At 67.5% G+C, this 26015-nt stretch carries 26 protein-coding genes; 17 read left to right on the top strand and 9 right to left on the bottom strand.

The window, feature by feature from the left end; translation table 11 throughout:
- The first annotated feature begins 137 nt into the window (after positions 1-137).
- Both KIT89_RS09195 and KIT89_RS09190 read left to right on the top strand, forming a co-directional pair.
- A complete protein-coding gene (locus KIT89_RS09195; protein ID WP_297600610.1) occupies positions 138-3251 on the top strand; it encodes an efflux RND transporter permease subunit in 3114 nt (1037 codons plus the stop codon).
- 121 nt (positions 3252-3372) lie between these two features.
- Positions 3373-4326 (top strand): ion transporter, encoded by a 954-nt coding sequence (locus tag KIT89_RS09190; protein WP_297600607.1) that lies wholly within the window; start codon positions 3373-3375, stop codon positions 4324-4326.
- Here the strand turns inward: KIT89_RS09190 and KIT89_RS09185 are convergent.
- Entirely contained in the window at positions 4323-4781 is a 459-nt protein-coding gene (locus KIT89_RS09185) for a GNAT family N-acetyltransferase (protein WP_297600604.1), read from the bottom strand. The two genes, KIT89_RS09190 and KIT89_RS09185, sit on opposite strands and share 4 nt — an antisense overlap.
- 242 nt (positions 4782-5023) lie before the next feature.
- On the opposite strand from KIT89_RS09185, the gene KIT89_RS09180 reads away from it, so the two are divergent.
- Positions 5024-6952 carry a DEAD/DEAH box helicase gene (locus tag KIT89_RS09180; protein ID WP_297600602.1) on the top strand — a complete coding sequence of 643 codons (1929 nt, stop codon included), beginning with the start codon at positions 5024-5026 and terminating at the stop codon, positions 6950-6952.
- Positions 6953-7295: 343 nt separating this feature from the next.
- Here KIT89_RS09180 and KIT89_RS09175 read toward each other — a convergent pair whose 3' ends face one another.
- Complete coding sequence (locus KIT89_RS09175; protein WP_297600599.1) at positions 7296-8267, bottom strand: EamA family transporter; 972 nt, start codon at positions 8265-8267, stop codon at positions 7296-7298.
- A 432-nt stretch (positions 8268-8699) separates the two neighbouring features.
- Here KIT89_RS09175 and cysK point away from each other — a divergent pair, with 432 nt between their 5' ends.
- From cysK to KIT89_RS09135, 8 genes are all read left to right on the top strand, one after another.
- Entirely contained in the window at positions 8700-9635 is a 936-nt protein-coding gene (gene cysK, locus KIT89_RS09170) for a cysteine synthase A (protein WP_297600596.1), read from the top strand.
- Positions 9636-10202: a serine O-acetyltransferase EpsC gene (gene epsC / locus KIT89_RS09165; RefSeq protein WP_297600594.1), complete on the top strand. Its 567-nt coding sequence runs from the start codon at positions 9636-9638 to the stop codon at positions 10200-10202.
- A 66-nt stretch (positions 10203-10268) separates the two neighbouring features.
- Positions 10269-10670 carry a metalloregulator ArsR/SmtB family transcription factor gene (locus tag KIT89_RS09160; protein WP_297600591.1) on the top strand — a complete coding sequence of 134 codons (402 nt, stop codon included), beginning with the start codon at positions 10269-10271 and terminating at the stop codon, positions 10668-10670.
- A 5-nt stretch (positions 10671-10675) separates the two neighbouring features.
- Positions 10676-12334, top strand: a complete 1659-nt coding sequence (locus KIT89_RS09155; RefSeq protein WP_297600588.1) for a SulP family inorganic anion transporter — start codon at positions 10676-10678, stop codon at positions 12332-12334.
- Between the two features lie 123 nt (positions 12335-12457).
- Positions 12458-13093 (top strand): NYN domain-containing protein, encoded by a 636-nt coding sequence (locus KIT89_RS09150; RefSeq protein WP_297600586.1) that lies wholly within the window; start codon positions 12458-12460, stop codon positions 13091-13093.
- Between the two features lie 110 nt (positions 13094-13203).
- Positions 13204-13716, top strand: a complete 513-nt coding sequence (locus KIT89_RS09145; RefSeq protein ID WP_297600584.1) for a hypothetical protein — start codon at positions 13204-13206, stop codon at positions 13714-13716.
- Positions 13717-13757: 41 nt separating this feature from the next.
- Entirely contained in the window at positions 13758-15599 is a 1842-nt protein-coding gene (gene recQ, locus KIT89_RS09140) for a DNA helicase RecQ (protein WP_297600582.1), read from the top strand.
- A gap of 21 nt (positions 15600-15620) precedes the next feature.
- Positions 15621-16331 carry a 1-acyl-sn-glycerol-3-phosphate acyltransferase gene (locus tag KIT89_RS09135; RefSeq protein WP_297600580.1) on the top strand — a complete coding sequence of 237 codons (711 nt, stop codon included), beginning with the start codon at positions 15621-15623 and terminating at the stop codon, positions 16329-16331.
- A 12-nt stretch (positions 16332-16343) separates the two neighbouring features.
- Here KIT89_RS09135 and trxA read toward each other — a convergent pair whose 3' ends face one another.
- The gene (gene trxA, locus KIT89_RS09130; RefSeq protein ID WP_297600577.1) at positions 16344-16724 is read right to left on the bottom strand and encodes a thioredoxin; all 381 of its coding nucleotides are present in this window, start codon (positions 16722-16724) and stop codon (positions 16344-16346) included.
- Positions 16725-16925: 201 nt separating this feature from the next.
- On the opposite strand from trxA, the gene KIT89_RS09125 reads away from it, so the two are divergent.
- From KIT89_RS09125 to KIT89_RS09115, 3 genes are read left to right on the top strand one after another with little or no spacing between them, the layout of a single operon-like run.
- The gene (locus KIT89_RS09125) at positions 16926-19085 is read left to right on the top strand and encodes an acyl-CoA dehydrogenase (protein ID WP_297600574.1); all 2160 of its coding nucleotides are present in this window, start codon (positions 16926-16928) and stop codon (positions 19083-19085) included.
- A gap of 27 nt (positions 19086-19112) precedes the next feature.
- Positions 19113-19604, top strand: coding sequence for an isoprenylcysteine carboxylmethyltransferase family protein (locus KIT89_RS09120; protein WP_297600571.1), 492 nt, complete (start codon positions 19113-19115; stop codon positions 19602-19604).
- A complete protein-coding gene (locus KIT89_RS09115) occupies positions 19601-20329 on the top strand; it encodes a dienelactone hydrolase family protein (RefSeq protein ID WP_297600568.1) in 729 nt (242 codons plus the stop codon). The genes KIT89_RS09120 and KIT89_RS09115 overlap by 4 nt, the downstream gene beginning before the upstream one ends.
- 9 nt (positions 20330-20338) lie before the next feature.
- Here the strand turns inward: KIT89_RS09115 and KIT89_RS09110 are convergent, their stop codons facing one another.
- The gene (locus KIT89_RS09110; protein WP_297600566.1) at positions 20339-20587 is read right to left on the bottom strand and encodes a glutaredoxin domain-containing protein; all 249 of its coding nucleotides are present in this window, start codon (positions 20585-20587) and stop codon (positions 20339-20341) included.
- A gap of 59 nt (positions 20588-20646) precedes the next feature.
- Here KIT89_RS09110 and KIT89_RS09105 point away from each other — a divergent pair, with 59 nt between their 5' ends.
- Both KIT89_RS09105 and KIT89_RS09100 read left to right on the top strand, forming a co-directional pair.
- Entirely contained in the window at positions 20647-21726 is a 1080-nt protein-coding gene (locus KIT89_RS09105; RefSeq protein ID WP_297600563.1) for a DUF998 domain-containing protein, read from the top strand.
- On the top strand, positions 21723-22178 hold the full coding sequence (locus KIT89_RS09100; protein WP_297600561.1) for a rhodanese-like domain-containing protein: 456 nt from the start codon (positions 21723-21725) through the stop codon (positions 22176-22178). Before KIT89_RS09105 ends, KIT89_RS09100 begins: the two co-directional genes overlap by 4 nt.
- Here KIT89_RS09100 and KIT89_RS09095 read toward each other — a convergent pair.
- From KIT89_RS09095 to KIT89_RS09085, 3 genes are read right to left on the bottom strand one after another with little or no spacing between them, the layout of a single operon-like run.
- The gene (locus KIT89_RS09095; protein WP_367275865.1) at positions 22175-22963 is read right to left on the bottom strand and encodes a DUF554 domain-containing protein; all 789 of its coding nucleotides are present in this window, start codon (positions 22961-22963) and stop codon (positions 22175-22177) included. The genes KIT89_RS09100 and KIT89_RS09095 overlap by 4 nt on opposite strands.
- Positions 22960-23472: a GNAT family N-acetyltransferase gene (locus KIT89_RS09090; RefSeq protein ID WP_297600559.1), complete on the bottom strand. Its 513-nt coding sequence runs from the start codon at positions 23470-23472 to the stop codon at positions 22960-22962. Before KIT89_RS09090 ends, KIT89_RS09095 begins: the two co-directional genes overlap by 4 nt.
- Entirely contained in the window at positions 23460-24776 is a 1317-nt protein-coding gene (locus KIT89_RS09085) for an NAD(P)-binding domain-containing protein (RefSeq protein ID WP_297600557.1), read from the bottom strand. The genes KIT89_RS09090 and KIT89_RS09085 overlap by 13 nt, the downstream gene beginning before the upstream one ends.
- 87 nt (positions 24777-24863) lie before the next feature.
- On the opposite strand from KIT89_RS09085, the gene KIT89_RS09080 reads away from it, so the two are divergent.
- Positions 24864-25214 carry a metalloregulator ArsR/SmtB family transcription factor gene (locus tag KIT89_RS09080; RefSeq protein WP_297600554.1) on the top strand — a complete coding sequence of 117 codons (351 nt, stop codon included), beginning with the start codon at positions 24864-24866 and terminating at the stop codon, positions 25212-25214.
- Positions 25215-25299: 85 nt separating this feature from the next.
- Here KIT89_RS09080 and KIT89_RS09075 read toward each other — a convergent pair whose 3' ends face one another.
- Complete coding sequence (locus tag KIT89_RS09075) at positions 25300-25485, bottom strand: hypothetical protein (protein WP_297600551.1); 186 nt, start codon at positions 25483-25485, stop codon at positions 25300-25302.
- A gap of 33 nt (positions 25486-25518) precedes the next feature.
- Entirely contained in the window at positions 25519-25980 is a 462-nt protein-coding gene (locus KIT89_RS09070; RefSeq protein WP_297600548.1) for an iron chaperone, read from the bottom strand.
- Between the last annotated feature and the right edge of the window lie 35 nt (positions 25981-26015).

The raw sequence follows: 26015 nt of genomic DNA, 5'->3' as shown, positions 1-26015 counted from the left end.
CTGACCGATCGGTCGAATTCGAGGTCGGCGCCCATCGCTCGCTGTGCGAATACACAGCGGATGCTGGGATGCTGACCCGCGTTCGACATGCCACCCACAGCCCCCGAGCACCGCTCGCCCACTGACCGGAGTTGACCGTGCACTTGCTTTCGGTGTTCAGCCTGCGCAACCGCGCCCTCATCGCCCTGGTCACGATCGTTGTGGGGTTCTTCGGCTACCTGTCGTTGACGAGCCTCAAGCAAGAGCTGATTCCCTCGGTCAGTTTTCCGCAAGTGCTCATCATCACTGCCTACCCCGGTGCCGCGCCCGAAGCCGTCGAAGCCGACGTCAGCACGCCCATCGAAACGGCCGTGCAGGGCGTGCCCAACCTCGAAAGCTCGAACGCCACCTCGAGCACCGGCTTCTCGATCGTCAGCGCGCGATTCGAGTTCGGCACCGATATCGCCCGCGCCGAGCAGCGCGTGCAACTCGCCGTCAACCGACTCTCGCTGCCGAACGACGTCGAACCCCAGGTGGTCACCGGCTCGATCGACGACTTGCCCGTCATCCAAATCGCAGTCACGAGCAACCTCTCACCTGGCGACCTCGCCGCCGCGTTGCAGAACCAGGCAGTGCCCGAGCTCACCGAACTCGAAGGCGTGCGCGAGGTCGCCGTCTTCGGTGCTGTCGGCGACCGCGTCACGATCACGCCAGACGACGACGAGCTGTTCACCCTGGGGCTGAGTCGCGCCGACATCACCGACGCGCTCGACGCCTACGGCGTGCTGCTGCCCGCAGGCACCATCACCGAAGACGGCACAACTCTGTCGGTGCTGACGGGCGTGCGCATCGAGGGCATCGACGAACTCGGCGCCCTGCCCCTCATCGGTGCCGAGAGCGACGGCGTCACGACCATCGCCGACGTCGCCGAGCTCGCCATCGTCAGCGACCCCATTCAAGGCGTCTCGCGCGTCAACGGCGAACCCTCGCTGACCCTCGCCGTTACGAAGACTCCCGCCGGCAACACCGTCGAAGTGTCACGACTGGTGCAAGATGCCCTGCCCGCGATCGCCACCGCCATCGGCTCGAACACCACCTTCACTGTGGTGTTCGATCAGGCACCGTTCATCGAGAGCTCGATCGAGGCGCTCGCCGTCGAAGGCACCCTCGGCCTCATCTTCGCCGTCATCATCATTCTGGTCTTCTTGCTGTCGGTGCGATCGACCCTCGTCACCGCCATCTCGATACCCACCTCGATTCTGCTCACCTTCATCGGCATGCAGGCGGCCGGGTATTCGCTCAACATCTTGACCCTCGGCGCCATCACCATCTCCGTCGGCCGCGTCGTCGACGACTCGATCGTCGTCGTCGAAAACATCAAGCGGCACCTCGCCCTCGGTGAGCCGAAGATGCAGGCGATTCTCGTCGGCGTGCGCGAAGTGGCCACCGCGATCACGGCGGCCACCGCGACGACCATCGCCGTCTTCTTGCCCCTCGCGCTCGTCGGAGACATCACGGGCGAACTCTTCCGCCCCTTCGCGTTGACGACCGCCATCGCCCTCGCCGCCTCGCTCTTCGTCTCACTCACGATCGTGCCGGTGCTGTCGTACTGGTTCTTGCGCCCACCCAAGGTCGGCTCGCACGCTGCCGCGCTCTCGCTCGAAGAAGAATCGGCTCAGCCCACCCGGCTGCAGCGCAGCTACCTGCCCGTCGTGCGCTGGACGCTCAAGCGCCCCGTCGCCACCGTGCTGCTCTCGCTCATGCTGCTCGGCGGTACCGCCGGGCTCGCCACCAACCTGCAGACCAACTTCATCGGCGACTCGGGGCAGAACACGCTCACCGTCACGCAGTCGCTCGAGAACGGCACGAGCCTCGAAGAACTCGACCGCGCGGCCTCGGTAGTCGAAGACACCCTGCTCGAGGTCGACGGCATCGAGACCGTGCAGGTGTCGATCGGCTCGGGTGACGGGTCGGCGCTCGCCTTCTTCAGAGGCGGTGGCGACATCACCTACTCGATCACCACCGACGAGTCGTTCGACCAGGTCGAACTGCAGAATGCGGTGCGCGACGCCGTCGCCGACCTCGACGGCGTGGGCGACCTCGCCCTGCAGTCTGCCGGTTCGGGATTCGCATCATCGACGATCGACGTGCGCATCACGGCGGCGAACGAGAGCGACCTGCGCGAAGCCTCCGACCGCATCCTCGCCGCCGTGCGCGACGTCGATGTGGTCGCCGAAGCGAGCAGCAACCTCGCGTCGACTCAGCCCTACCTCGCCATCGAAGTCGACCGCGAGAGGGCCGCAGAACTGGGGCTCAGCGAGATCGCCGTCGGCGGCATCGTTGCGCAGGCCATGTTTCCGGCCTCGGTCGGTCAGGTCGTCATCGACGGCAAGACCCTGTCGATCTACTTGCCCAACGAGAGCGCGCCCACCACGGCGCAAGAGTTGCGTGACTTCAGCATCCCGACCGCAATCGGCCCCCAGCCCCTCAGCGAGCTGGCGACCGTCGACGAGGCGACCGGCCCGGCGAACATCACGACCATTCGCGGCGTGCGCAGCGCGACCGTCTCGGTGACTCCCGGCATCGCCGACATCGGGGGCGTCTCGACCGCGGTGCGCGAGGCCGTCGACGCGACCACCTTGCCCGACAGCGCCTCGGCGAACCTCGGCGGCGTCACCGCCCAGCAGGCTGACGCCTTCAGCCAACTCGGCCTCGCGCTGCTCGCCGCCATTCTCATCGTCTACGTCGTCATGGTGGCCACCTTCAAGAGCCTGCGGCAGCCGCTGCTGCTGCTCGTGTCGATTCCGTTTGCGGCGACCGGCGCCATCGGCCTGCAGTTGATCGCGAACATTCCGCTCGGAGTGCCGTCGCTCATCGGCGTGCTCATGCTCATCGGCATCGTCGTCACCAACGCGATCGTGCTCATCGACCTCGTCAACCAGTTCAGAGAACGCGGCATGTCGGTGCGTCAATCGGTCATCGAGGGCTCGTCGCGACGCCTGCGCCCCATCCTCATGACGGCGGCCGCCACCATCTTCGCGCTCATCCCGCTCGCCATCGGGCTCACCGGCAGCGGAGGATTCATCTCGCAGCCGCTCGCCATCGTCGTCATCGGCGGGCTCATCTCGTCGACGCTGCTCACCCTCGTGGTGCTGCCCGCGCTGTACTACCTCGTGGAGGGTGCGCGCGAGCGCCGCGAGGAGAAGCGCGCGGCGAAGGCGGCAGAGCTCGACGGGCAGCCCGCACGCCGAGCGCGGCCGGCAACGCCGTGAGAGTGGCCGTTCGTGGCAAGGGTGCCGAAACGTTTCTCAACCCTTGCCACGAACGGCAACCTTCGCAAGTGGGCTGAGCGGCGCTAGGTTGGGCACACCCCCTGACCGAAAGCGATTCGCCATGACCGCGCCCACCCCCTCCCCCTCTGAGTCAACGACCGTCTCACCCGGGCTGTTCACGTCAGCCACCATGCAGCTGCCGGCCTACCGCGTGCAGTGGTTGGCCAAGCTCATGTACGGCAACGGTTTCGAGTTCGTCGTGCTCGCCGTCATCATCGCCAACGCCGCCGCGCTCGCCGTGCTGACCTTCAGCGGGGTGTCGCCCGAGGTGGTGCTGATCGCGACGATGATCGACCGCTTCGCGATCATCTTCTACACGGTCGAACTGGTCTTTCGCATCGTGTCATACGGCAAGAAGCCGTGGATGTTCTTCCGCAACCCCTGGAACGTTTTCGACTTCATCATCGTCATCGCCATCCCCTTCCTCGACGGTGCCACCGTCATCTTCCGACTCGTGCGGCTGCTGCGCATTCTGCGCATCTTCCGTTTCTTGCCCGAAGCGCGCATCCTCATGCTGTCGATGGTCAAGTCGGTCGCTCCGCTCGCCAACCTTGCCGTGCTCATCGGCTTCTTGATGTTTATCTACGCCATGGCGGGCGTCTACCTGTTCGGCACTGAGAACCCCGAGCAGTGGGGCAACGTCGGCGCGGCAATGCTGACGCTCACGGTCATGCTGACGCTCGAAAACTTTCCCGACTCGTTTCTTGCCGGGCTCGACATCACACCGATCGCGCTCCTCTTCTTCCTCTCGTACATGTTCTTCATCGTCTTTACCGTGCTCAACGTGCTCATCGGCATCGTGCTCACCGCCATGGATCAAGCGCGTGAAGAAGTGCACACCGACCGCGCCGGCGAAGTGTCGGCGACAGGCAGCATCCGCCTGCCGGTCGACCGAGGGGCGGCCGAACTCGACGAGCTCAGCGGCGAACTCGACGCCGTCGAGGCTGGTGGTTCGGCATCGCCCGACCACATCAGGCGGCTGCGAGAAGAGATTGCGCGCCTGCGCGGCAGCTAGCCGAGCGACTTCTGCATGCAGACGCTGTACTCGCTGCCCACGTAGGGCCCGAACGGGGCGATGCCGTCGAACCCGTGCTTGGCATAGAGCGCCTGCGCGGCCACGTGCAACGTGCCAGTCTCGAGCCGCAGCGTGTGGATGCTCGACTCGCGCGCGGCCGCCTCGAGAGCCTCCAGAAGCAGCGTCGCCACACCATGCCCCCGCGCAGCATCTCGCACGAACATGCGCTTGAGCTCGCCGGTCGAGTCGGTGTTGTCGACCAGCGCGGCCATGCCGAGCGCGACTCCGGCGTCATCGCGTGCGACGAACACCGAGACGCCGGGCGCACTCAACTCGTCGAGGTCGAGCAGAAAGCACCCTTCGGGCGGGTACAGGGCGAGCGCGAACTCGGCACCCTCGCGCAGCATCGACGCGATCTCGGGCTGACGGGGGTCTTCGACGGCGATAGTGGTCACGATCGGCCCAGAATACTGGCCTTCGGGGGCAGCTCGGGTACCATGGGGGGGTCGGCTGGAAGCGGCGTGAGCGATCACGTGTGCACTGTGTGAGTCTTCCGGGCCGGTGCTCTGCGCCAATCGGCGGTCAGAGAACACTTCGAGATGTGACGGCCCCCAGCTTTCGACAGCCAGTCGACGACTGCCTGGGATCACGGCGCTGCTGCGCCGGCGAAGCTTCTTGCGTAACCCCAGAAAGAACCATGGCTCAGAACAACAAGGGCGGCGCTCCGCGCACGCCCCGCACCTCACAGAACTCGTCCGCACGCAGCGCCTCGAGTGGTTCGTCGCGCGGCGCAGCCACCGGCTCGCGCAGCCCGAAGCACCGCGGCTACCGCCCCGAAGACGCCTCGACGGCCCCCACGAAGAAGGCCCGTTGGAGCCGCGACGAGCGCGTCGACCGCGGCCACGCCCCGGAGCGCAGCCGCCCTGCTCGCGATGAGCGCGCCGGTCGCGATGAGCGCCCTGCTCGTGATGAGCGCGCTGGTCGCCCTGCTCGTGACGACCGCGCGGGTCGCCCTGCCCGTGATGAGCGGTCTGCCCGCGGTGAGCGTCCGGAGCACGACGACCGCACTGCCCGCACGAGTCGCCCCTCCCGAGACGGACGACCGGCTCGCGACGGCCGCCCGGTCCGCGACAGCGATGGAACGGCTCGCACCGGCTCAGGTCGCGCGGCCCACCGACCCGACTGGCGACCGAAGAAGGAGTCGTCAGGTCGTGCCGAGCGGCCCGCTCGCGACTCTCGACCCGCTCGCGACTCTCGCCCGGCCCGCAGCGTCGACCGCGACTCTCGCCCGGCCCGCAGCGTCGACCGCGACGAGCGCCCCGCTCGTGCGTTCGACCGTGACGAGCGCCCGGTGCGTCGCGAGTCGAGCTTCTACCCGAGCCGTGACGCGAAGGCCGGCAAGGTCGACGATGTGGTGCTCGAGCGCTTGACCGCCAATGCTGTCGTCGCGAAAGACGTCGAGGGCATCACGTTTCGTGATCTGGGTCTGGGCGACAACATCTCGCGCACGCTCGAAGACCTCGGGGCCATCGCGCCCTTCCCGATTCAGGCGGCGACGATTCCTGATGTGCTCGCGGGCAGAGACGTGCTCGGCCGGGGCCGCACCGGCTCGGGCAAGACCATCGCCTTCGGAGCCCCGCTCGTCGAGCGCCTCATGGAGAACGGCGGCGGCAAGAACCGTCAGATGGGTCGCGCCCCGCGCGCGCTCATCCTCGCACCGACCCGCGAGCTCGCGCTGCAGATCGACGGAACCGTGCAGCCGATCGCGCGCAGTGTCGGGCTGTTCACGACGCAGATCTACGGCGGCGTCCCCCAGGGCCGCCAGGTCGGCGCTCTGCAGCGCGGCGTCGACATCATCATCGGCACCCCCGGTCGCATCGAAGACCTCATCGAGCAGGGGCGCCTCAACCTCAGCCAGGTCGAGGTCGTCGTGCTCGATGAGGCCGACCACATGTGCGAACTGGGCTTTCTCGAGCCAGTGCAGCGCATCATCCGCCGCACGAAGCGCGACAGCCAGAAGCTGCTGTTCTCGGCGACGCTCGACTCGGGAGTCGCGTCGCTCGTCACCGAGTTCTTGCGCAACCCTTCGGTCTATGAGGTCGCCGGTGAAGACCAGAAGTCGTCGACGATCGAGCACAAGGTGCTGCTCGTCGAGCAGCGCGACAAGCGCGCCGTGATCGAGCAGCTCTCGGCCGGCAGGGGCAAGACGCTCGTGTTCGCTCGCACTCGGGCGTTCGCCGAAGAGTTGGCAGACCAGCTCGACGACGCGGGAATTCCGGCCGTCAGCCTGCACGGCGACCTCAACCAGGCTCGCCGCTCGCGCAACCTCGAGAAGCTCACGAACGGGCGCGTGTCGGTGCTGGTGGCGACGGATGTCGCGGCGCGAGGCATCCACGTCGACGACATCTCGCTCGTCGTGCAGGCCGACGCGCCCGATGAGTACAAGACCTATCTGCACCGCTCGGGTCGCACCGGCCGTGCCGGCAAGATCGGAACGGTCGTGACGCTCATCACCCGTCCGCGCGCGCGGCGCTTCGCCGAACTGCTCTCGCGTGCTGAGATCACCGCCGAGACCTACGACGTGCGGCCCGGAGACCGCCTGCTCGACGAGCTCGCGGCCCTATAGAACTCAGCGACTTCTCGCCCCTCGGTCCCCTCGCCGTCGGCTACCTGGCACGTCTCCCGGGCCCCGGGCGCTTCGCCCGGGTCTCTGGGGGAGGTAGTTGTTCATCTCGGCAGACTCCCGAACTGTAGGAGGTCGGCGGGAGCGAAGCCGGCACGACCTCCTACACTTCGGGAACGTTTCAGCACCCCACGAGGCACTCGCGCGAGTCGCTTTCTGTGGCATGGGTCGTGAAACGTTCGGCGACTTGTGCCACGAAGAGCGACTTGCAGCGTGCGGTGCTGCGCGGAGTGGCCGCGCGGCGGGGTGGCGGCCGCGGGCGAGAGCGGCGCGGCGGCGGCGACGCTCAGGCTGCGGCGAGCATCGCGCTCGCGGCGAGGGCGAGCGCTAGCCCCACCCACTGCAGCGGTGCGATGCGTTCACGCAAGACGACCGCGGCGAGCAAGATCGTTCCGGCGGGGTAGAGCGCCGTGAGCACCGAGACGACCGTGAGGTCGCCCAGCCGCAGACCCGCGAGCACGATGATGTTGGCGATGGCGTCGAGCACTCCGCACCCGATGGCGAGCAGCAGCCCGCCCCGCCATCCGCCCCGCAGTGCAGCGGCACTAGCCCGCAGCAGCGAGAGGCGAGCGGGAGCTTCGACCTGCTCGAGCGCGTGCGGCGCGGCGTGGGTGCCGGCGATGACGGCGAGCGGAGCATCCTGGGCGCGAATGTGACGCCGCCCCGCCACCACCGCAAGCACGATGATCAACGTGATCATGATGGAGGCGTTGACCGTGCGGTTGGCCACGAGGGGGATGAGCCCCGAATCGTCGGGTGTCTGGTCGATCAGAATGTAGAAAGCGCCGATCAAGATGCCCGAGCCGGTCGCCATGAGCAGACCCGGCATCGTCGGGCGCACTGCCCGTTGATCGGGCACGAGTCCGACCAGCACGACGGCGACGAGTGCGAGCGCGAAAGCCGGGTAGGCGATGATGCCCAACTGTGAGCCCGTGGCGAGCCCCCACGTGAGCGGAACGATCGCCGACGTCACCGCGGTGAGGGGCGACAAGATGCTCATCGGCCCGATCGCGAGACACGCATAGAGCAGGGCGATGGCGGCGGCGCCGGTGACGCCCGAGAGCCCGCCCCAGAAGAGCGCTTCGACCGACCAGCGCCCGCCGACGACGACGGCTGCGATGAAGAGCAGCACAACCCCCGACAGCGCGCCGATCGCCGTAACCCTCAGCGCGCTGATGCGCCGAGCGGCGAGGCCGCCGAGAAAGTCGGCCGCGCCGTAGACCAGGGCACCCGCAAGCCCGAGAACCACTGTGAGCATCGTGGTGCACCTCCGCGCCAATTCTGGCAGGGCGCGGGCCGGGCAGGGTGCGCGGCGGGCGGGGTAGTAGTGCCGGCGGGCGGGGTGGTCGTGCCGGGGGGCCAGTGTGTGCCAGGGTCTGCCTGGATGGGCGGCCAGGGTTACTCAGTGCGGGTGGGCTGGGTGGGGGCTGACGTGCTCTTCGAAAACGTTCCCGAAGTGTAGGGGGTTGCGGCGGCTTCTCGCGCGCCAACCTCCTACACTTCGGGAGTCTCGCGAGAGAAAAACCCCCTCCCCGCTCCGCAACCGTGATGAGCGGAGGGCGGACCGCACTCAGGGAATACGCGAGCGACGAGCGTCGTTGGCGGGAGTGGTCGAACGGCGTCATATTCGGGATGCTCGCACGCGCGACCCGTACGCTAAACCCGCGCCCCCAAACGACGAGGAGTCACCATGGCCCGCATCTATTCAGACATCACCGAGGTGTTCGGCAACACGCCGCTCGTCACCCTCAACCGAGTGACCGACGGTGCTGCGGCCACGGTGCTCGCCAAACTCGAGTTCTACAACCCCTCGGCGAGCGTCAAAGACCGACTCGGCGTCGCCATCATCGACGCCGCCGAGAAGAGCGGAGAGCTCAAGCCCGGCGGCACCATCGTCGAGGCGACGAGCGGCAACACCGGCATCGCGCTCGCCATGATCGGCGCTGCCCGCGGCTACAAGACCGTGCTCACCATGCCCGAGTCGATGAGCACCGAGCGCAAGATGCTGCTCGCGGCATACGGTGCAGAACTCATCCTCACTCCCGCCGGCGAGGGCATGAAGGGTGCGGTCGCCGCCGCCGAGAAGATCGTCGCCGAGCGACCCGGCACCATTCTCGCCCGCCAGTTCGAGAACGCCGCCAACCCCGAGATTCACCGCCGCACGACCGGCCCCGAAGTGTGGAACGACACCGACGGCGCCGTCGACATCTTCGTCTCGGGCGTGGGCACCGGCGGAACCCTCACCGGCACGGGTCAATACCTCAAGCAGCAGAAGCCCGAGCTGAAGGTCGTCGCCGTCGAGCCTGAAGAGAGCCCCATTCTCAACGGTGGCCAGCCCGGCCCCCACAAGATCGCCGGCATCGGCGCCAACTTCGTGCCCGGAGTGCTCGATCGCGACATCTACGACGAAGTGGTCGACGTCAACATCACGCAGGCCATCAGCATGGCCCGCCGCCTCTCAGCCGAAGAGGGCATTCTCGCCGGCATCTCGTCGGGGGCCACCGTGCACGCCGCTGTCGAGCTCGCGAAGCGACCCGAGAACGCCGGCAAACTCATCGTCGTCATCGTCGCGAGCTACGGCGAACGGTACCTCTCGAGCGTGCTCTACGACGACCTTCGCGCGTAGATGGGCATGCGGGAGGACATCCGCAACGCCCGACTGCGCGACCCGGCCGCGCGCTCGGGCCTCGAAGTGCTGCTCACCTCGGCGGGCCTACACGCTCTCTGGTGGCACCGCATCGCGCACCGATTGTGGCGTTGGCGGCTGCGGTTGCTCGCGCGCATGGTGTCGCAGGGTGCCCGGTGGTGGACGGGCATTGAGATTCACCCCGGTGCGACCATCGGCAAGCGCCTCTTCATCGACCACGGCATGGGCGTGGTCATCGGCGAGACGGCCGAGATCGGCGACGACGTCATGCTCTACCACGGAGTCACGCTCGGCGGCCGCACCCTGCAGAAGGTCAAGCGGCACCCGACGGTGCACGACGGCGTGCTCATCGGTGCTGGGGCGACGATTCTCGGCCCGGTCACGATCGGTGCGCGTTCGCAGATTGGCGCGATGGCGCTGGTGACGAAGGATGTTCCCCCCGACTCGGTCGCCACCGGGGTTCCGGCGACCTCACGCCCGCTCGATCGCGGCGCGGGCACGACGGGTGCTGACGGCTTTCTCGTCGACCCCGCCATCCACATCTGAGCGGGTCGGCCCCGCCGCGCTGGCCAGCGAGGTGAGTGCGTGCCAGCCTGATATGATGACTTCATCATGTCGACAAGCGACGGCGGTGCCTGGCGCAAGAGCGACCCTGAGCCTGAGCGTCAGCATCGCCCGCTCTATCAAGTCAAGGCCGACTTCTTCAAGGGCCTCGCGCATCCGCTGCGTATTCGCGTGCTCGAACTATTGAGTTCTGCCGACGAGCGCACTGTGGCCGACCTGCTCGAGCAGACCGGCCTCGAAGCCTCGCACTTGTCGCAGCATCTCGCGGTGCTGCGACGCCATCGGCTCGTCGAGTCTGAGCGGCGCGGCAGCCTGGTCTATTGCCGTCTGGCGCATCGCGAGGCCGCCCAACTGCTGGTCATCGCGCGCGAACTGCTCATGCGCATCGCCGACGATGAGCAATCGCTGCGCGACGCGGCTCGGGCGATGCCGCCCGTCGAGGTGACGTGACGACCATGACGGATGCGCGCCGCCGCCTGCGCGTCGTCGGTCGAGGCGTGCGTGCCCTGCTGCCGAGTCGAGCCGACTACAGCATGCTGCGGCGAACCTGGCGCGCCGACACTCTGGCGGGGGTCACCGTCGGAGTCGTCGCACTGCCGCTTGCGCTCGCCTTCGGCGTCAGCTCAGGGGTGGGCGCAGAGGCGGGGCTCATCACCGCCATCGTCGCGGGCGTCGTCGCGGCCGTCTTCGGTGGGTCGAACGTGCAAGTCTCGGGGCCGACCGGCGCGATGGTGGTCGTGCTCGCACCGATCGTCGTGCAGTTCGGTGTCGAGGTCGTGGCCGTGGTGTCGCTCATGGCGGGTGTCTTCGTCATCATCGGCGGGGCGCTGAGGCTCGGCCGCACCGTCACCTACATTCCGTGGCCGGTGATCGAAGGGTTCACGCTCGGCATCGCGATCATCATCGCGGCGCAGCAGATTCCGGCGGCCCTCGGGGTGGCGGCACAGGTCGACCCGCACGCCGTGGCCGCAGCCGTCGCAGCGCTCGGTCAGCTGCAGTGGCCTGCGACCGCTTGGGCGATCGGTGTGACCCTGCTGGTCGTCGCGATCATGGTCGTGCTGCCCAGGGTGCACCGTCTGCTGCCCGCCTCACTCATCGCCATCGTCGTCGCCACGGTGCTCACGCACCTGCTCAACGCCCCCGTGTCGATCATCGGAGCCCTGCCGGCGAGCTTGCCCGCCCCCGGGCTTCCGGCACTCGGCAGCATCGACCCTCTCGTGCTCATCGGCCCGGCCGCCGCTGTTGCCGCGCTCGCCGCCATCGAGTCGCTGCTCTCGGCGCGCGTTGCTGCCTCGCTCGCACCGACTGGCGGCGTCGACGCCGACCGCGAACTCGTCGGGCAGGGCCTGGCCTCGATCGCTTCGGGCCTCTTCGGGGGCATGCCGGCCACGGGCGCCATCGCGCGCACGGCCGTCAACGTGCGCAGTGGGGGTCGGTCGCGGCTGTCGGCCATCGTGCACTCGCTTGTTCTGTTGCTCGTCGTGTATGCCGCGAGTGGGCTTGTCTCGGGCATCCCGCTCGCCGCTCTCGCTGGCGTGCTCATCGTGACCGCCACTCGCATGGTGGCCCCGGCGACGGTGCGCGCGATCGTGCGCTCGACGCGATCAGACGCCGCGATCTTCATCATCACCGCGATCGTGACGATTTCGTTCGACCTCATTGTCGCGGTGCTCATCGGCATCGCCGCAGCCGCCCTCATGGCCTTGCGCGATCTGGCACGCTCGAGCAGCGTCACGCGCGAGCCGCTGCCCGGCCCCGCAGCCGATGGCGACGAGCGCATCGCCCTCGTGCGGCTCGACGGCGCCCTCTTCTTCGGAGCGGCCGAGCGCGTGCTTGACGAGATCGCGGCCATCGACGAGGTCTCAGTCGTCATCATCAGGCTCTCGCAGTTGCGCTCACTCGACGCCACGGGCGCCCGCGTCATCGCCGACATCATCGACGCCCTCGAACGGCGAGGAGTCACCGCCATCGTCAAGGGCGTGCAGCCGCAGCACCTCGGCCTCATCGAGCGCGTCGGAGTCACTCACCATCTGCGGCACCCACGCCACCTCATCGCCTCCCTCGACGACGCGATCGAGCACGCGCGTTCACACGTTGCGCGCGAGCGGCTCTGATTGGTCAGCGGTGGCCTTTCTGCGCCCCCGCTGACCGCACGCGGCAAGGGCTGGGGAAAGCAGAGACGCGGCGTGACACTTGCCTGAGAGCCTCAGGCGGTGACGAGTCGACTCAAGGCAGCCGTGTACGTCGATGGTTTCAACCTCTATCGACAGAAGCTGCAGCACCATCCCGACGCGAAGTGGCTTGACCTGGTCAAGCTCTCCGAGCTACTTCTGCCGACTCATGACATTGTGGGGGTCGAGTACTTCACGGCACTCCTCAAGCCCGCTCTGGGCACCGACCCGCAGGCGCCGATCCGGCAGCAGACGTATCTACGCGCACTCACCTCGCTTCCCACTGTGCGGCAGCACTTCGGTCAATTCCGTCACGACACCCGACGCCTTCCGGTGATACCAATCGAACTTGACGAGGCCGGAGCGCCACGACGGGTCAAGGTGCGCAAGACAGAAGAGAAGGGTTCTGACGTCAACCTCGCGGCACGCATGGTTGTCGACGCGAGTCGACAGCGAGCTGACGTCTATGTGCTTGTGTCGAATGACTCCGACTTCGCCGACATGCTGAGGCTTCTGGGTGATGAACTGAATGCTCGCTTCGGGCTTTTCTCACCGGTCGAGTCGCCGGCCGCACGGCTGCTTCAGCAGCGGCCGCTCTTCATCAAACCCATACGCAGAGCCGTGTTGCTCGCATCGCAGTTGCCGCGTGCAGTAGTCACGCCCGATGGCAAGACCGTCCACCGGCCCGCTGAATGGCGGTGAGCCCAATGCTTCTGGGGGCAAAAATGAAAACAGGGGCCCCCGAGGGGGCCCCGTACCCGGTGGCCGAAGCGCCCGGGGGAGTAATGTCACCGTACCACTGTCGACTGTCGGTGGCGCCGTTCGCGCACAACGAGGAAGGGCTGCACGTGATGCTCCCGTCAATGTGGCAACGTACTCTCGCTGCGGTCGGCACGCTGCTGATGCTGTGCGCGATTTCCAGCTGCACCATGTTCTTTCCGTCGCGCCCGCTCTCCGACGCGATTCACATCCGCAACTCCGCTCAATCGGTTGACTTCATGTTTTGTGGCACCGGAACGGTCGACTTCGGGGCCTTGAGTCGAGGTGTTTTCCGGGGCGAGCGCGATGGTCTTCCGTTGACTCCGGGCGTCATCGAGGTCGAGGACGGGTCGCCGACTTCGTTCAGCACGCTGATCGCGCTGCCGGAAGGTTCGACGCACCTCGCGCCATTGAAGCCTGAGGAGCAGCTCGATTTCAGCTTCCGAGATGACGGCGGAGTGCTCCACAGCGGTGACTTCCTTCTGACTGAAGAGATTCTTGTTGGCTTCGAAGACGGAGACTGGCTCTCAACCGACGGAACCCTTTCTAGCGATCCGTGTGAATAGTTGCGCCGACGCGGTCGGCGGCGGCGACTAGCCTGGGGCGAGTGACCACGACCACCGCGACCGCCCAGCAGGTGCTCGAGTCGGTGTTCGGCTACCCGGCATTCCGCGGCGAGCAGCAGGCCATCATCGACCACGTCGTCGCCGGTGGTGACGCCCTCGTGCTCATGCCGACGGGCGGCGGCAAGAGCCTCTGCTACCAGATTCCTTCGCTGGTGCGCGAGGGCGTCGGCGTCGTCGTCTCGCCACTCATCGCCCTGATGAAAGACCAGGTGGATGCTCTCGCCGCCGTCGGCGTGCGCGCAGCCTTTCTCAACTCGACCCAGTCGCCCGATGAGCGGCGGGCCGTCGAAGCCGCCCTGCTCGCCGGAGAGGTAGATCTGCTCTACCTGGCGCCCGAGCGAGTCACCGTGCCGAGCACTGCAGAGTTGTTCGACCGCATCACCGTGGCACTGTTCGCGATCGACGAGGCTCACTGCGTGTCACAGTGGGGGCACGACTTCAGACCCGACTATCTGGCGCTGTCGATGTTGCACGAACGCTGGCCGAGCATCCCGCGCATCGCACTGACGGCGACCGCCACCGAGGCGACCGCCCGCGAGATCGTCGCGCGGCTCGATCTGGGCCAGGCGCGAAAGTTCGTGGCGAGCTTCGACCGGCCCAACATTCAGTACCGCATCGAACCGAAGAACCAGCCGGTGCAACAACTACTGCAGTTGATCCGCAGCGAGCACCCCGGCGATGCGGGCATTGTCTATTGCCTGTCGAGGGCATCTGTCGAGAAGACCGCGCTCGCGCTCGCCGAGCACGGCATCCCCGCTCTTCCGTATCACGCAGGCCTCGACGCGGCGACGCGGGCCAACCACCAGGCACGATTCTTGCGTGAAGAGGGCATCGTGATGGTGGCGACGATCGCGTTCGGCATGGGCATCGACAAGCCCGACGTGCGGTTCGTCGCCCACCTCGACCTGCCTAAGAGTGTCGAAGGCTATTACCAAGAGACGGGGCGTGCGGGGCGCGACGGGCTGCCGTCGACCGCGTGGCTCGCCTACGGCCTGCAAGACGTCGTGCAGTTGCGGCAGATCATCGAGAGGTCAGAGGGCGACCTCGCGCACAAACGGCGCATGAGCCAACTGCTCGACGCCATGCTGGCCCTGTGCGAGACGGTCGAGTGCCGACGCGTGCAACTGCTCGACTACTTCGGCCAAACCACCACAGCGTGCGGAAACTGCGACACGTGCCTCTCGCCGCCCGAAAGCATCGATGGCACCGTCGCGGCGCAGAAGCTGCTGTCGACGGTCGTGCGGCTCGACCGCGAGCGCAACCAGCGCTACGGCGCCGGTCAGCTCATCGACATTCTGCTGGGCAAGCGCACCCCGCGCATCGAGCAACTCGGGCACCACGAGCTGAGCACCTTCGGCATCGGCACCGAGTTCAGCGAGCAAGAGTGGCGCGGCGTGGTGCGGCAACTGCTCGCCCAAGGCCTGCTCGCGGTGCAGGGCGAATACGGCACGCTCGGCATCACCGAGGGCAGCGCCGCCGTGCTGCGGGGCGAACGACCGGTGCGCTTGCGCCGCGAGGCGCCGCGTGCGAGTCGGGGCTCGAAGCGCTCGGCGCCGAGCGACCTTCCGGTGCAGGCCGCGGGGCTGTTCGAGCGGTTGAGGGCGTGGCGAGCATCCACCGCAAAGGCGCTGTCTGCGCCCGCCTACATTGTGTTCGGTGACGCGACCCTGCGCGGCATCGCCCTTACTGAACCGGCCACGCTCGACGAGCTCGGGCAAGTGAGCGGGGTCGGCGCTGCGAAGCTTGAACGATTCGGCGAGGCGGTGCTCGCGATCGTGCGGGGTGATGAGCCGCCCGCGCTCGACATTCCCGCGGCGGAATAGGCTTCGTGGCACGATGAACTCATGCTGACGTTCGTGGCTCGCGCCTTCGTTGCGCCGATCGCGAAGGCCATCTACAAGCCCACGATCATCGGGCGCGACAACCTTCCCGCCGAGGGTGGAGTGGTCGTCGCGAGCAACCACCTGTCGTTCATTGACTCGATCATCATCAGCATGCTCGCGCGCCGACGCGTGAGCTTTCTGGCGAAAGACGAATACTTCACCGGCAAGGGTGTGAAGGGTGCGATCTCGCGCAACTTCTTCACCTCGGTCGGAGCGATTCCGGTGAAGCGTGGTGCCGGTCAGGCGGCGCAAGAAGCGCTCGATGCTGGCCTCGCGAAGATCGAGTCGGGCGAAGCGTTCTCGATCTACCCCGAGGGCACCCGATCGCGCGACGGTCGTCTCTACCGTGGCAAGACCGGAGTCGCGTGGCTTGCCCTCACGGCGGGGGTTCCCGTCGTGCCCGTGGCGCTCAGCGGCACGCAGCACCTGCAGCCCGTCGGCTCGCGGCGCATACGCCGGGTGCCGATCACGATCGAGTTCGGCGAACCGCTCGACCTCTCGACGTTCGGCGAAGCGTCATCGGGCCGTGCGAGGCGTCACGCGACCGACGCCGTCATGGTGCAGATTCAGCGCATGAGCGGTCAAGAGTATGTCGACCAGTACAACGAGCCGCCCCCCGCGAACGTGGGCGAGCGAGTGCGACGCTTCTTTCGCACCCGTGCTGAACTGTAAGAACCCGAGCGCTTAGGCGCTCGCGGGCGGAGCCTGGGCGGCGGCTGCGACCTGCGCCCGCACCTCATCCATGTCGAGGCCTTTCACCGCGGTGATGACCTGCTCTAGTGCGGGCGCGGGAAGCGCGCCGGGCTGAGCGAAGACGAGAATGCCGTCGCGAAACGCCATGAGCGTCGGAATCGAGCGGATGCTCGCCGCTGACGCGAGCGCCTGCTCGGCCTCGGTGTCGACCTTGCCGAAGGTGACGTCGGCATGCTGCTCGCTCGCGCTCTCGAAGATGGGGGCGAACTGGCGGCACGGGCCGCACCACTCGGCCCAGAAGTCGACGAGGGTGATGCCGGGGGCAGTGACGGTCTGTTCGAAGTCCGCCTGAGTCAGGGTCACGGTAGCCATGACCCCATTCTCTCACACGAGACACATACCCCCACGGGTATTCGCGAGCGGCGAACACCGTGCGGCGAGCAGAGGTTCTCTACTAAGCCTGCGCACAGCAATGTGAGAGCATCCACAATCACGGCCCGAACTCGCCGAAGCCGTTCGTCGGCGGTGCACGACGAATCACACGGCGGCACTCCACACTTCTACCGTGAAGTTATGAGCACGATTGATGCACCCCGCCGCAAAGCCAGCCCGACCAAGAAAACCACGAGCGCCGAGCAGGCCGCGACGCCGCTCGGCGAACCCGCTCCGGCGGGCGCCGCGGTCGGCGAGTCGATCGTGTCGGCAGAAGGCTCGCCCACGCTCGATGTGGCCGCGCTCGGCCAGCAGCTGATGGGCCGATGGGCCGACAGCCGTCGCGCCTCGCGCGAGCTCATGAAGCGCGAAGAGTTCCACCGCATTCCGACCCTCGGCATGGACGAGCACCGCGATCGCGTGCTCGGTCAGCTGAAGCTGCTCGTCGAGCAGGGCTCGGTGCACCGGGCGTTTCCGGCAGAGTTCGGCGGCGACGACGACCACGGTGGGTTCATCGCGAGCTTCGAAGAGCTGCTGCTCGCCGACCCGAGCATGCAGATCAAGTCGGGTGTGCAGTGGGGCCTCTACGCCTCGGCCATCTTGCACTTGGGCACCGCGCCGCACCACGCCGCCTGGCTGCCCGACGCGCTAGACCTCACCACGCCTGGTGCTTTCGCCATGACCGAGACCGGGCACGGCAGCGACGTCTCGGCGGTCGGCACGACGGCCACCTACGACGCAGCGAATGATGAGTGGGTCATCCACACGCCGTTCCGAGCCGCCTGGAAGGACTACCTCGGCAACGCCGCCCTGCACGGGCGGGCCGCCGTCGTCTTCGCGCAACTCATCACGCGCGGAGTCAACCACGGGGTGCACGCCTTCTATGTTCCGATTCGCGACGAGAACGGCGACTTCTTGCCCGGCGTCGGCGGCGACGACGACGGGCTCAAGGGCGGCCTCAACGGCATCGACAACGGGCGCCTGCACTTCACCGAGGTGCGCGTGCCCCGCACCAACCTGCTCAACCGCTACGGCGACGTCGACGAGAACGGCGTCTACACCTCACCCATCGAGAGCCCCGGCCGCCGCTTCTTCACGATGCTCGGCACGCTCGTGCAGGGTCGCGTGTCGCTCGACGGCGCCTCGGTCGTGGCGAGCAAGCTCGCCCTCACCATCGCGATTCGCTACGGCAACGAGCGCCGCCAGTTCGACGGCGGCGACGAGAACGAAGTGGTGCTGCTCGACTACCAGCGCCACCAGCGTCGCCTGCTGCCGCGCCTCGCCACGACCTACGCCATGTCGTTCGCTCACGAAGTGTTTCTCGAGAAGTTCGACGCCGTGTTCTCAGGCACGGCAGACACCGACGCCGACCGAGAAGACCTCGAGACTCTCGCCGCCGCGCTCAAACCGCTGAGCACGTGGGCAGCGCTCGACATCATTCAAGAGGCGCGCGAAGCGTGCGGCGGTCAGGGCTACCTCGCCGCCAACCGCCTCACCCAGTTGCGCGCCGACATGGACATCTATGCCACGTTCGAGGGCGACAACAACGTGCTGCTGCAGCTCGTCGCCAAGCGACTGCTCACCGACTACAGCCGCACCTTCGCCAAAGCCGATGCCGGGGTCATGGCCCACTACGTTGCCGACCAGGTCGGCGAGGCTGTCGTCAACCGGTCGGGTCTTCGACGGCTCGCCCAGTCGGTCGTCGACTTCGGGTCGACCGCTCGCTCGATCGGTTACGTGCGTGACACCGCGTCACAACGCCAGCTGCTCACCGACCGCGTCGAGACGATGGTGGCCGAGCTCGCGGGGCGCTTGCGCAGTGCATCAAAGTTGCCGAAGCGCGAAGCGGCCGCCCTCTTCAACCGCCACCAGAACGCCCTCATCGAAGCGGCCAAGGCGCACGGTGAGCTGCTGCAGTGGGAGGCCTTCACCGAAGCACTCGAGACCATCGAGCACGAGGGCAACCGCCAGGTGATGACGTGGTTGCGCGACCTCTTCGGGCTCGGTCTGATCGAGAAGAACCTCGCCTGGTACGTCATTCACGGTCGGCTGAGCGACCACCGCGCGCAGGCGATCACCGACTACATCGACGACCGGTTGTTGCCCCGTCTGCGGCCGCACGCTGTTGCGCTCACCGACGCATTCGAGCTGGCGCCCGAGCACATTCGGGCCGACATCGCGACGGGTGCTGAGAAGGCGCGGCAAGACGAAGCGCGCGCGCACTATGCCGACTTGCGCGCTCGCGGGCTCGCGCCGATCGATGAGAAAGACCTGATCGCGGCGAAGAAGGCCAAGCGCTAACGGCGCCCGCGGCGTAGGGTCAGCGGTATGAGTGTCGCTGACCCGACTGCGCAGTTACACCCCGCCGCGGCGTGGGCGCTCGTCGGCGCCCAATTTCTCTTCTTGCTGCTGCTGGGCTTCATGCCGTGGGGCGACCTGTGGAGCCGAGGCATCGGCACCGTCGTGTTCGGGTTGGTCTTCGTAGCGCTCGGCATCGGCATCGCGCTCGCCGCAGGCGCCGGGCTCGGCCGCACCCTCACACCGAGCCCCGTGCCGAAGGCCGACGGCGAGCTCGTGACAACGGGTGTTTACGGGTTCGTGCGGCACCCCATCTATTCGGGTCTGCTGCTGCTCGGCATCGGCCTCGTCATCATCGGAGCCTCAGTGCTGCACTTGCTCGCCTGGGTCGCGCTGCTCAGTGTGCTCATGGCGAAGTCGAGATTCGAAGAATGGATGCTCGCAGCGCGCTACCCCGACTACGCAGCCTATGCGGCGCGCGTCGGCAGGCTCGTGCCCGGCATCGGAAAGCTGACGCCATGAGTCTCACTGACATTGTCATCGCGCAACCCGGCGACACTCGAGGCGGTGAGCTGACAGGCGTGCTCGGGGTTCCTGACGGGCCCAGGCCATTCACCGCACTCGTCGTCGTGCACGAGCTCTTCGGCATCGACGACGCCATGCGTGCGCACCTCGAACGGTTGCGCAGCATGGGGTATGTCGTGCTCATGCCCAACCTCTACAGCCGCGGCGGTGCTCGGCGCTGCCTGGTCGCCACCTTTCGGGCACTGCGCAACGGCACCGGTGCGGCCTTCGACGACATCGAAGCGGCGCGGCGAACGCTGCTCGAGCGCGACGACACGAGCGGGGCCGTCGGTGTGATCGGGTTCTGCATGGGCGGAGGCTTCGCGCTGCTACTAGCGGGGCAGGGCGGCTATGGTGCAGCATCCGTCAACTACGGCCACCTGCCGGCCGATCTCGATGACGCACTCGACGGCGCATGCCCTGTTGTCGGCACGTTCGGGGGGCGAGATCTGACGCTGAAGGGCGCGGCGCAGAAGCTCGAGGCAGCGCTCGACGCGCGCGGCATCGAGCACGACGTGGTGGAATACCCCGAGGCCGGGCACGCGTTTCTCAACGACATACCCAACGGCACGCGGCTTGCCCGCATCACGATGGGGCCGGTGCTGCGACTCGGCTATAAGCCCGACGAAGCGGCCGACACATGGCGCCGCATCGACGCATTCTTTCGACGCACGCTCGGGTAGAGCCGAGGGTTAGACGCCCAGCTTCTCGCGCACGGCGTCGTCGCTGGGCTCGACCAGGTGCGAACCGTCGGCGAAGACCACGACGGGAATATTCATGCGCCCGCTGATCGCTTGCGCTTCTGCGGCGGCTTCGGCCGAGGCCTCAACGTCGACCTTGGTCCAGTCGACGCCGAGCTCGTTGAGCAGGGCTTCGGTGCGGCGGCAGTCGCGGCACCAGTCGGCGCCATACATGGTGATGGTCGAAGTCGTGTCAGTCATGTCAGCGTCAACGCAACTCGCCGCGCCATTGTTCCCGGCGCGAATCTAGACTGAGCGCCATGAGCATCACGGGCAGTGCTGCGCGGCCGGCGTCGAGTTCACGAACGCTGGTCGACGTCGAGTCTGAAGCATTCGGGGTGGCGATCGCGGTCGGCGTCGTGACCCTCATCGTGGGCGGCATCATGTTCGCCGGCACTAACCCACCGATCTGGGGTGGCATCTCTCTCGGCGTCGCGTCGGCAGGCTCGATTCTCACCGCGGGCGTCATCGTCGCCTACGTGGGCTACTGGCGCAGTCGCAGCATCGACGGGCAGCAGTGGCGCCTCGAGCTCGCGTCGTGGAAGTTCATCGTCGACGCCACCTCGGTCGCGCTCGTGCACGCCGTGCTCGCGGTGCTCGCCGCCATCGCCACGTTCTTGCTGCTGCAGCGCAGCTTTCAGGGTCTCGTGCTCGACGCGCCGTTCACCACCATCGCGATGGCGCTCGTCACGGCCCTCGCCGGGTACTGGATCTACCTTTCGGTGTCATCGATCACCACCCCGAAGCTCTCGAGCCTGCTGGTGCTGTTCATGACGTTCGGCACCATCACGGCGATGGCCACCTCGAGCGACCCCGCCTGGTGGGAGTACCACTTCAGCCAGTTGGGAACCTTCGGCGACCGCTCGAGCAGTCTGTTCAATCTGACGCTCATCATCGCCGGAGTGCTCGTGACCACCTTTGCGCTCTACCTGCAGCGCGACCTGCAGGTGCTCGTCGACCGCGGCGTGCTCGTCAAGGCCAGTGCGCCGCGCACCGTGTCGATCGTGTTCGTGATCATGGGCGTCATGCTCGCCTGCGTCGGCATCTTTCCGCTCACCGTGAGCGTGCTTCTGCACAACCTCTCGGCGATGGGCATGGCCGTCGCCTTCCTGGTGCTGCTGTTCGCCTCACCGTGGATTCTTACGGGCCTGCCCCGCCGCTTCTTCGTCGTCTGCGCGGGATTCGCCTTCGCCCTCATCGGCGGCGCTCTGCTCTTCGAGCCAGTGCAGTACTACAACCTGACGGCGTTCGAACTCGTCGCCTTCGCGATCATCTTCGCCTGGATCGCGATCTTCATCCGGTTCATCAGCGCGCTCGCTGACGAGGAGGTGTCCGCATGAGCGACTCGCCCCTCGGCGCGTTCGCCGACCCCGGTGCGACGGCCGCGCACTATGCCGCGAAGATCTCGTTCGAGACCGACGCCTCAGATGTCGCTGCGGCGCGCGCGGCGGGGGTCGAGTTTCACCTCGTCGACGTGCGCGGGCAGGCCGCGTGGAATCAGGGGCACGCGGCCGGGGCACTGCATATCCCCCGGCAAGAGCTGGCCGAGCGGGTCGGTGAACTCGGCGAGGGCATCCCGGTCATCGTCTACTGCTGGGGGCCGGGCTGCAACGGCGGCGCGAAAGGTGCGCTCGAGCTCGCGAGCCTAGGCGTTCCGGTGAAAGAGATGCTCGGCGGGTTCGAATATTGGGCGCGCGAGGGTTACCCGGTCGAGGGCGAGGCGGGGCCGATTCACCGTGCGACCGACCCGCTGACGGCGCCCGTCGAGCACGCCATCAGCTGCGACTGCTAGGTCAGTAGCGCCGCGACGCCGACCGTGAGCAACGGTGCCACGACGAGCGCCGGCAGCATGTCGGCCACGGCGACGGCGCGCAGGTTGAGCAGGCGCAGGCCGACGCCGAGCAGCAGCACTCCGCCCGTCGCGGTCAGCGCGGCGATCGCCGCCCCCGACATGACGGTGCCTAAGAAGAACGCGAGCACCGTCAGCAGCCCCTGCCAGACGCCGACCGGAATCGCCGAGAACGCCACGCCCCAGCCGAGCGAGGCCGCGAAGGCCACCGAGGCGAAGCCGTCGAGGGTCGACTTGAGCGCGAGTTGGTCGAAGCCCTGCCCGGTGCCGTCTTGAAAGGCGCCGAGAATGGCGAGCGGCCCGATCGCGAAGACCAATGAGGCGTCGACGAAGCCGGTGATGAAGCGGTCGCGGCCCGTGAGGGCGAGCGGTGCGCCATCGGGGTGGATGGCCTCCGCATCCCTCGCCGCCGGCCGAGTGAAGCGGCGCTGCAACCAGCCGCCGAACCGCTCAAGCCGCGCCTCGATGCCGGCGAGCGAGCCGACGATGCTGCCGATCAGCAGGGCGCCGATGACGACCAGAAAGGTGCCGCCGGCGCCGACCGCGCCGACGAAGTCAGTGTCGGTGAGCGCGATGAGGTTGAGGCCGCCCAACACGATCGTGATGAGGCCGAGAGCGTCGGTGACGACGCGCGTGGTGCGCTCAGGCAGGCGGCGGCCGATGAGCACGCCGATGGTCGCGCCGACGACGATGGTGGCGATGTTGAGCAGAGTGCCGAGGCCGATCACCGATACAGGTTAGTGCGCCGCTCGACGATCAGGGTGTCGCGCCAGACTCCGGCGAGAGGCCCGTGCGTCATGCGTGCAATCGCCTCACGACGGCCCACCACTCGAAACCCCTCGCGTTCGTGCAACGCAAGACTCGCAGTGTTCTCGGGAAAGATGCTGGCCTGCACCGTCCAGATTCCGACACCCTCAGATGCTTCGATGAACGCCCGCAGCAGGGCGCCTCCGACACCGCGGCCCTGAGCCGCCGCGGCGACGTAGACCGAGTCTTCGACGACGCCCCGGTAGACGGCACGCGTCGACACCGGTGAGGCGGCGACCCACCCCAGAACTGCATCGTCTTCGTCGACGACGACGAGTCGTGCCTCGCGCAGATGGCCCCGGTCGAAGTCTGCCCACGAGGGCGCGTGAGACTCGAACGTCGCGTGTCCACCGTCGATGCCCTCTTGGTAGATGGCCTGCACCGACGGCCAGTCTGTGGCACGAAGCTCGCGGATGATCACCCGCAGCATCCGAGCTCGGCGGGCGCGGCATCCGTCGAGCACACACCGGTTGCCAGCAGCGTCAGCTGCACCGCCGACGCGGCAGCGAGGTCACCCGCCAGCCATGCCGTGATCGAGCGCACTTGCTCATAGCCCGTGGCGAGCAGAAAGGTGGGCGCACGGCCGTAGCTCTTCATGCCGACCACGAAGAAGCCGTGCTCGGGTTGCTGCAGCTCGGCGAATCCGTGGGGCTCGACGGTGCCGCACGTGTGCACATTGGGGTCGATGAGGGGCGCGAGTCGCGCAGGCGCCTCGACGATCTCGTCGAGATCGAGGCGCACTTCGCGCAGCATGCTGAGGTCGGGCCGAAAGCCCGTGGCGTTCACGACGCGGTCGGTATCGTGCTCGACAAGGTCGCCGTTGCGCGAGCCCACGAGGCGCACTCCGTCAGCCTGGCGCGAGAGTGCGATGATCTCGAAACGGTCGAGCTTCTCGATGGCCCCAGTCGCGACGAGGTGATCGACGCGAGCGCCGAGCGACGCACGCGCTGTCAGCTCGTCATCGGCCGAGGTCGTCATGCGCACGGCCGACGCCGAGCGAATCACCCAGGTGATGCGGGTGCCTGGCTCGCTCTCGGCGAGCGTGGCGAGCGCGAGCAGAGTGTTGGCGGCAGAGTGGCCCGCCCCCACGACGGTGGTGTGGCGCCCCGCGAACTGCGCCCTGTCACGACCGAGCACGTCGGGCAGAGCGTGGTGCACGAGGTTGGCCACCTCGTCGAACCCAAGGGGGTCGAGCCCGTTCGACGCCAGGCTGTTGGGTGAGCGGTAGGTGCCCGAGGCGTCGATGACGGCGCGCGCGGTCGACTCGATGGTTGTGTCGCCGGTGCGCAGGCGCAGCACGAACGGGGCCGCCTCGCGGTTCGCGGTGCGCGTGCGATCCATGCCCTCGCGCGACACCCCGACGACCTCGGTGCCCGTGTTGATGCGCGCGGCGATCGAGTCGAGCGCGGCGAGCGGGGCGAGGTAGTGCTCGACGAGTTCGAGGCCGGTCGGCAGGGCTTCTGGTTCGGGATGCTGCCACCCGGTTTCTTCGAGAACCCGACGCGAGGCGGGGTCGACGACGAGCTTCCACGGCGAGAACAGGCGCACGTGGCCCCACTGGTCGACACTGTGCGCGATCGACTCGCCAGCCTCAAAGATGACGAAGTCGATGCCGCGCTCGACGAGGTTCGCAGCGGCCGCCAGGCCGACCGGGCCGGCGCCGATGATGGCGACCGGCAGTCCGGTGAGGCGGTCGTCACGCGTGCGAGGTGGGCTGAGCTCGGTGAGGGTCATGGGGAGTCCTTCGCTGTATCGACGTTTGTCGATGGATAGTGTGCGCGCATCCATCGAAGTTTGTCAATATACGAGTATCATTGAGTCATGACCTCGACCATTGCGCTCACCGCTGGTGACAGTGAACTGTGCTGTGCGCCGCTCACGAGCGAGACCATCGATGCCGACCAGGCTGAGGTTCTCGCGCGCACGTTCAAGGCCCTCGGCGACCCGACCCGGGTGCGACTGGTCTCGATGATCGCCGCATCAGAGGGTCATGAGGCGTGCGTCTGCGACCTCATTGACCCGATCGGCCTGAGCCAGCCCACGGTGTCGCACCACCTCAAGATCTTGATGGAGGCCGGGCTGCTCACCCGGTCGAAGCGCGGCACCTGGGCGTACTACGCGCTCGTGCCCGGCGCGCTCGACCGCCTCTCAAAGTTGCTGGTCAGTTCGTAGGGTGCGGCAATCGCGGGCGCGCGGCGGCCAGACAGCACGGTCGCATGGCGACGGCTGCGTGACAGCCGCCATCGTCGCTCAGGGTTCAGTCGTCGCCATCTGCCGCGACTGAGTCGACGAACGCCGCGTCATCTCCCAGCACACCCACTTCGGCGATGGTCTCTACCGGCTGATCAGGCAACCAGGTGAAGCCACCGGTGGCGCCGTCGGCGCCCGCGTGGCGCTCACGGTCGAACCCGATAGCGCCGGTGTCGTGCTGCTCGTTGTTCATGTCGCGACCCTAGCGACGACAGTCGTGCGCTCGCTACCCCACTGCGCGCTGCACGAGCTCGGTGATCGCCTTCTTCTCTGAGGCGCCGAGCTTCAGCACGGCGAACGACGCCGGCCACATCGCGCCGTCGTCGAGCTTCGCCGTGTCGTTGAACCCGAGGGTCGTGTAGCGGGTGTCGAACTTGCTGGCCGGCTGCACGAAGCACAGCACTTTGCCGTCGAGCGCGTAGGCGGGCATGCCGTACCAGGTGCGCGGAGCCAGCTGCGGTGCCGCCGCCATCATCACCTCGTGCAGCGTCGTGGCGAGCGCGCGGTCACCCTCGTCAGGAAGCTTCGCGATCGCCTCGAGCAGGTCGTTGAGCTCGGCCTCGGCCTTCGCCGCGCCCTTGGCCCGCTTCGCCTGCGCGCGCAGCTCGGCCGCCCGCTCCTTCATCGCGGCGCGCTCGTCCGCGGTGAACCCGTCGTTGCCGGTGGATGCTCGGCTCTTGTCTGCCATGCGCCCCAGGCTAGACCTGCACGTGGCTCTTTGAG

It is taken from the genome of Microcella sp. (assembly GCF_025808395.1).
GTDB lineage: Bacteria > Actinomycetota > Actinomycetes > Actinomycetales > Microbacteriaceae > Microcella.
The sequence above is the reverse complement of the archived record's forward strand: the minus strand, read 5'-3'. Positions and strand labels throughout refer to the sequence as shown.

Excerpts from the sequence above, each read along its gene's own strand:
- KIT89_RS09190 (WP_297600607.1), top strand. The coding sequence starts at position 3,373 with ATGACCGCGCCCACCCCCTCCCCCTCTGAGTCAACGACCGTCTCACCC.
- KIT89_RS09180 (WP_297600602.1), top strand. The coding sequence starts at position 5,024 with ATGGCTCAGAACAACAAGGGCGGCGCTCCGCGCACGCCCCGCACCTCA.
- KIT89_RS09175 (WP_297600599.1), bottom strand. The coding sequence starts at position 8,267 with ATGCTCACAGTGGTTCTCGGGCTTGCGGGTGCCCTGGTCTACGGCGCG.
- cysK (WP_297600596.1), top strand. The coding sequence starts at position 8,700 with ATGGCCCGCATCTATTCAGACATCACCGAGGTGTTCGGCAACACGCCG.
- epsC (WP_297600594.1), top strand. The coding sequence starts at position 9,636 with ATGGGCATGCGGGAGGACATCCGCAACGCCCGACTGCGCGACCCGGCC.
- KIT89_RS09160 (WP_297600591.1), top strand. The coding sequence starts at position 10,269 with ATGTCGACAAGCGACGGCGGTGCCTGGCGCAAGAGCGACCCTGAGCCT.
- KIT89_RS09155 (WP_297600588.1), top strand. The coding sequence starts at position 10,676 with ATGACGGATGCGCGCCGCCGCCTGCGCGTCGTCGGTCGAGGCGTGCGT.
- KIT89_RS09135 (WP_297600580.1), top strand. The coding sequence starts at position 15,621 with ATGCTGACGTTCGTGGCTCGCGCCTTCGTTGCGCCGATCGCGAAGGCC.
- trxA (WP_297600577.1), bottom strand. The coding sequence starts at position 16,724 with ATGGCTACCGTGACCCTGACTCAGGCGGACTTCGAACAGACCGTCACT.
- KIT89_RS09125 (WP_297600574.1), top strand. The coding sequence starts at position 16,926 with ATGAGCACGATTGATGCACCCCGCCGCAAAGCCAGCCCGACCAAGAAA.
- KIT89_RS09120 (WP_297600571.1), top strand. The coding sequence starts at position 19,113 with ATGAGTGTCGCTGACCCGACTGCGCAGTTACACCCCGCCGCGGCGTGG.
- KIT89_RS09115 (WP_297600568.1), top strand. The coding sequence starts at position 19,601 with ATGAGTCTCACTGACATTGTCATCGCGCAACCCGGCGACACTCGAGGC.
- KIT89_RS09110 (WP_297600566.1), bottom strand. The coding sequence starts at position 20,587 with ATGACTGACACGACTTCGACCATCACCATGTATGGCGCCGACTGGTGC.
- KIT89_RS09105 (WP_297600563.1), top strand. The coding sequence starts at position 20,647 with ATGAGCATCACGGGCAGTGCTGCGCGGCCGGCGTCGAGTTCACGAACG.
- KIT89_RS09100 (WP_297600561.1), top strand. The coding sequence starts at position 21,723 with ATGAGCGACTCGCCCCTCGGCGCGTTCGCCGACCCCGGTGCGACGGCC.
- KIT89_RS09090 (WP_297600559.1), bottom strand. The coding sequence starts at position 23,472 with ATGCTGCGGGTGATCATCCGCGAGCTTCGTGCCACAGACTGGCCGTCG.
- KIT89_RS09085 (WP_297600557.1), bottom strand. The coding sequence starts at position 24,776 with ATGACCCTCACCGAGCTCAGCCCACCTCGCACGCGTGACGACCGCCTC.
- KIT89_RS09080 (WP_297600554.1), top strand. The coding sequence starts at position 24,864 with ATGACCTCGACCATTGCGCTCACCGCTGGTGACAGTGAACTGTGCTGT.
- KIT89_RS09075 (WP_297600551.1), bottom strand. The coding sequence starts at position 25,485 with ATGAACAACGAGCAGCACGACACCGGCGCTATCGGGTTCGACCGTGAG.
- KIT89_RS09070 (WP_297600548.1), bottom strand. The coding sequence starts at position 25,980 with ATGGCAGACAAGAGCCGAGCATCCACCGGCAACGACGGGTTCACCGCG.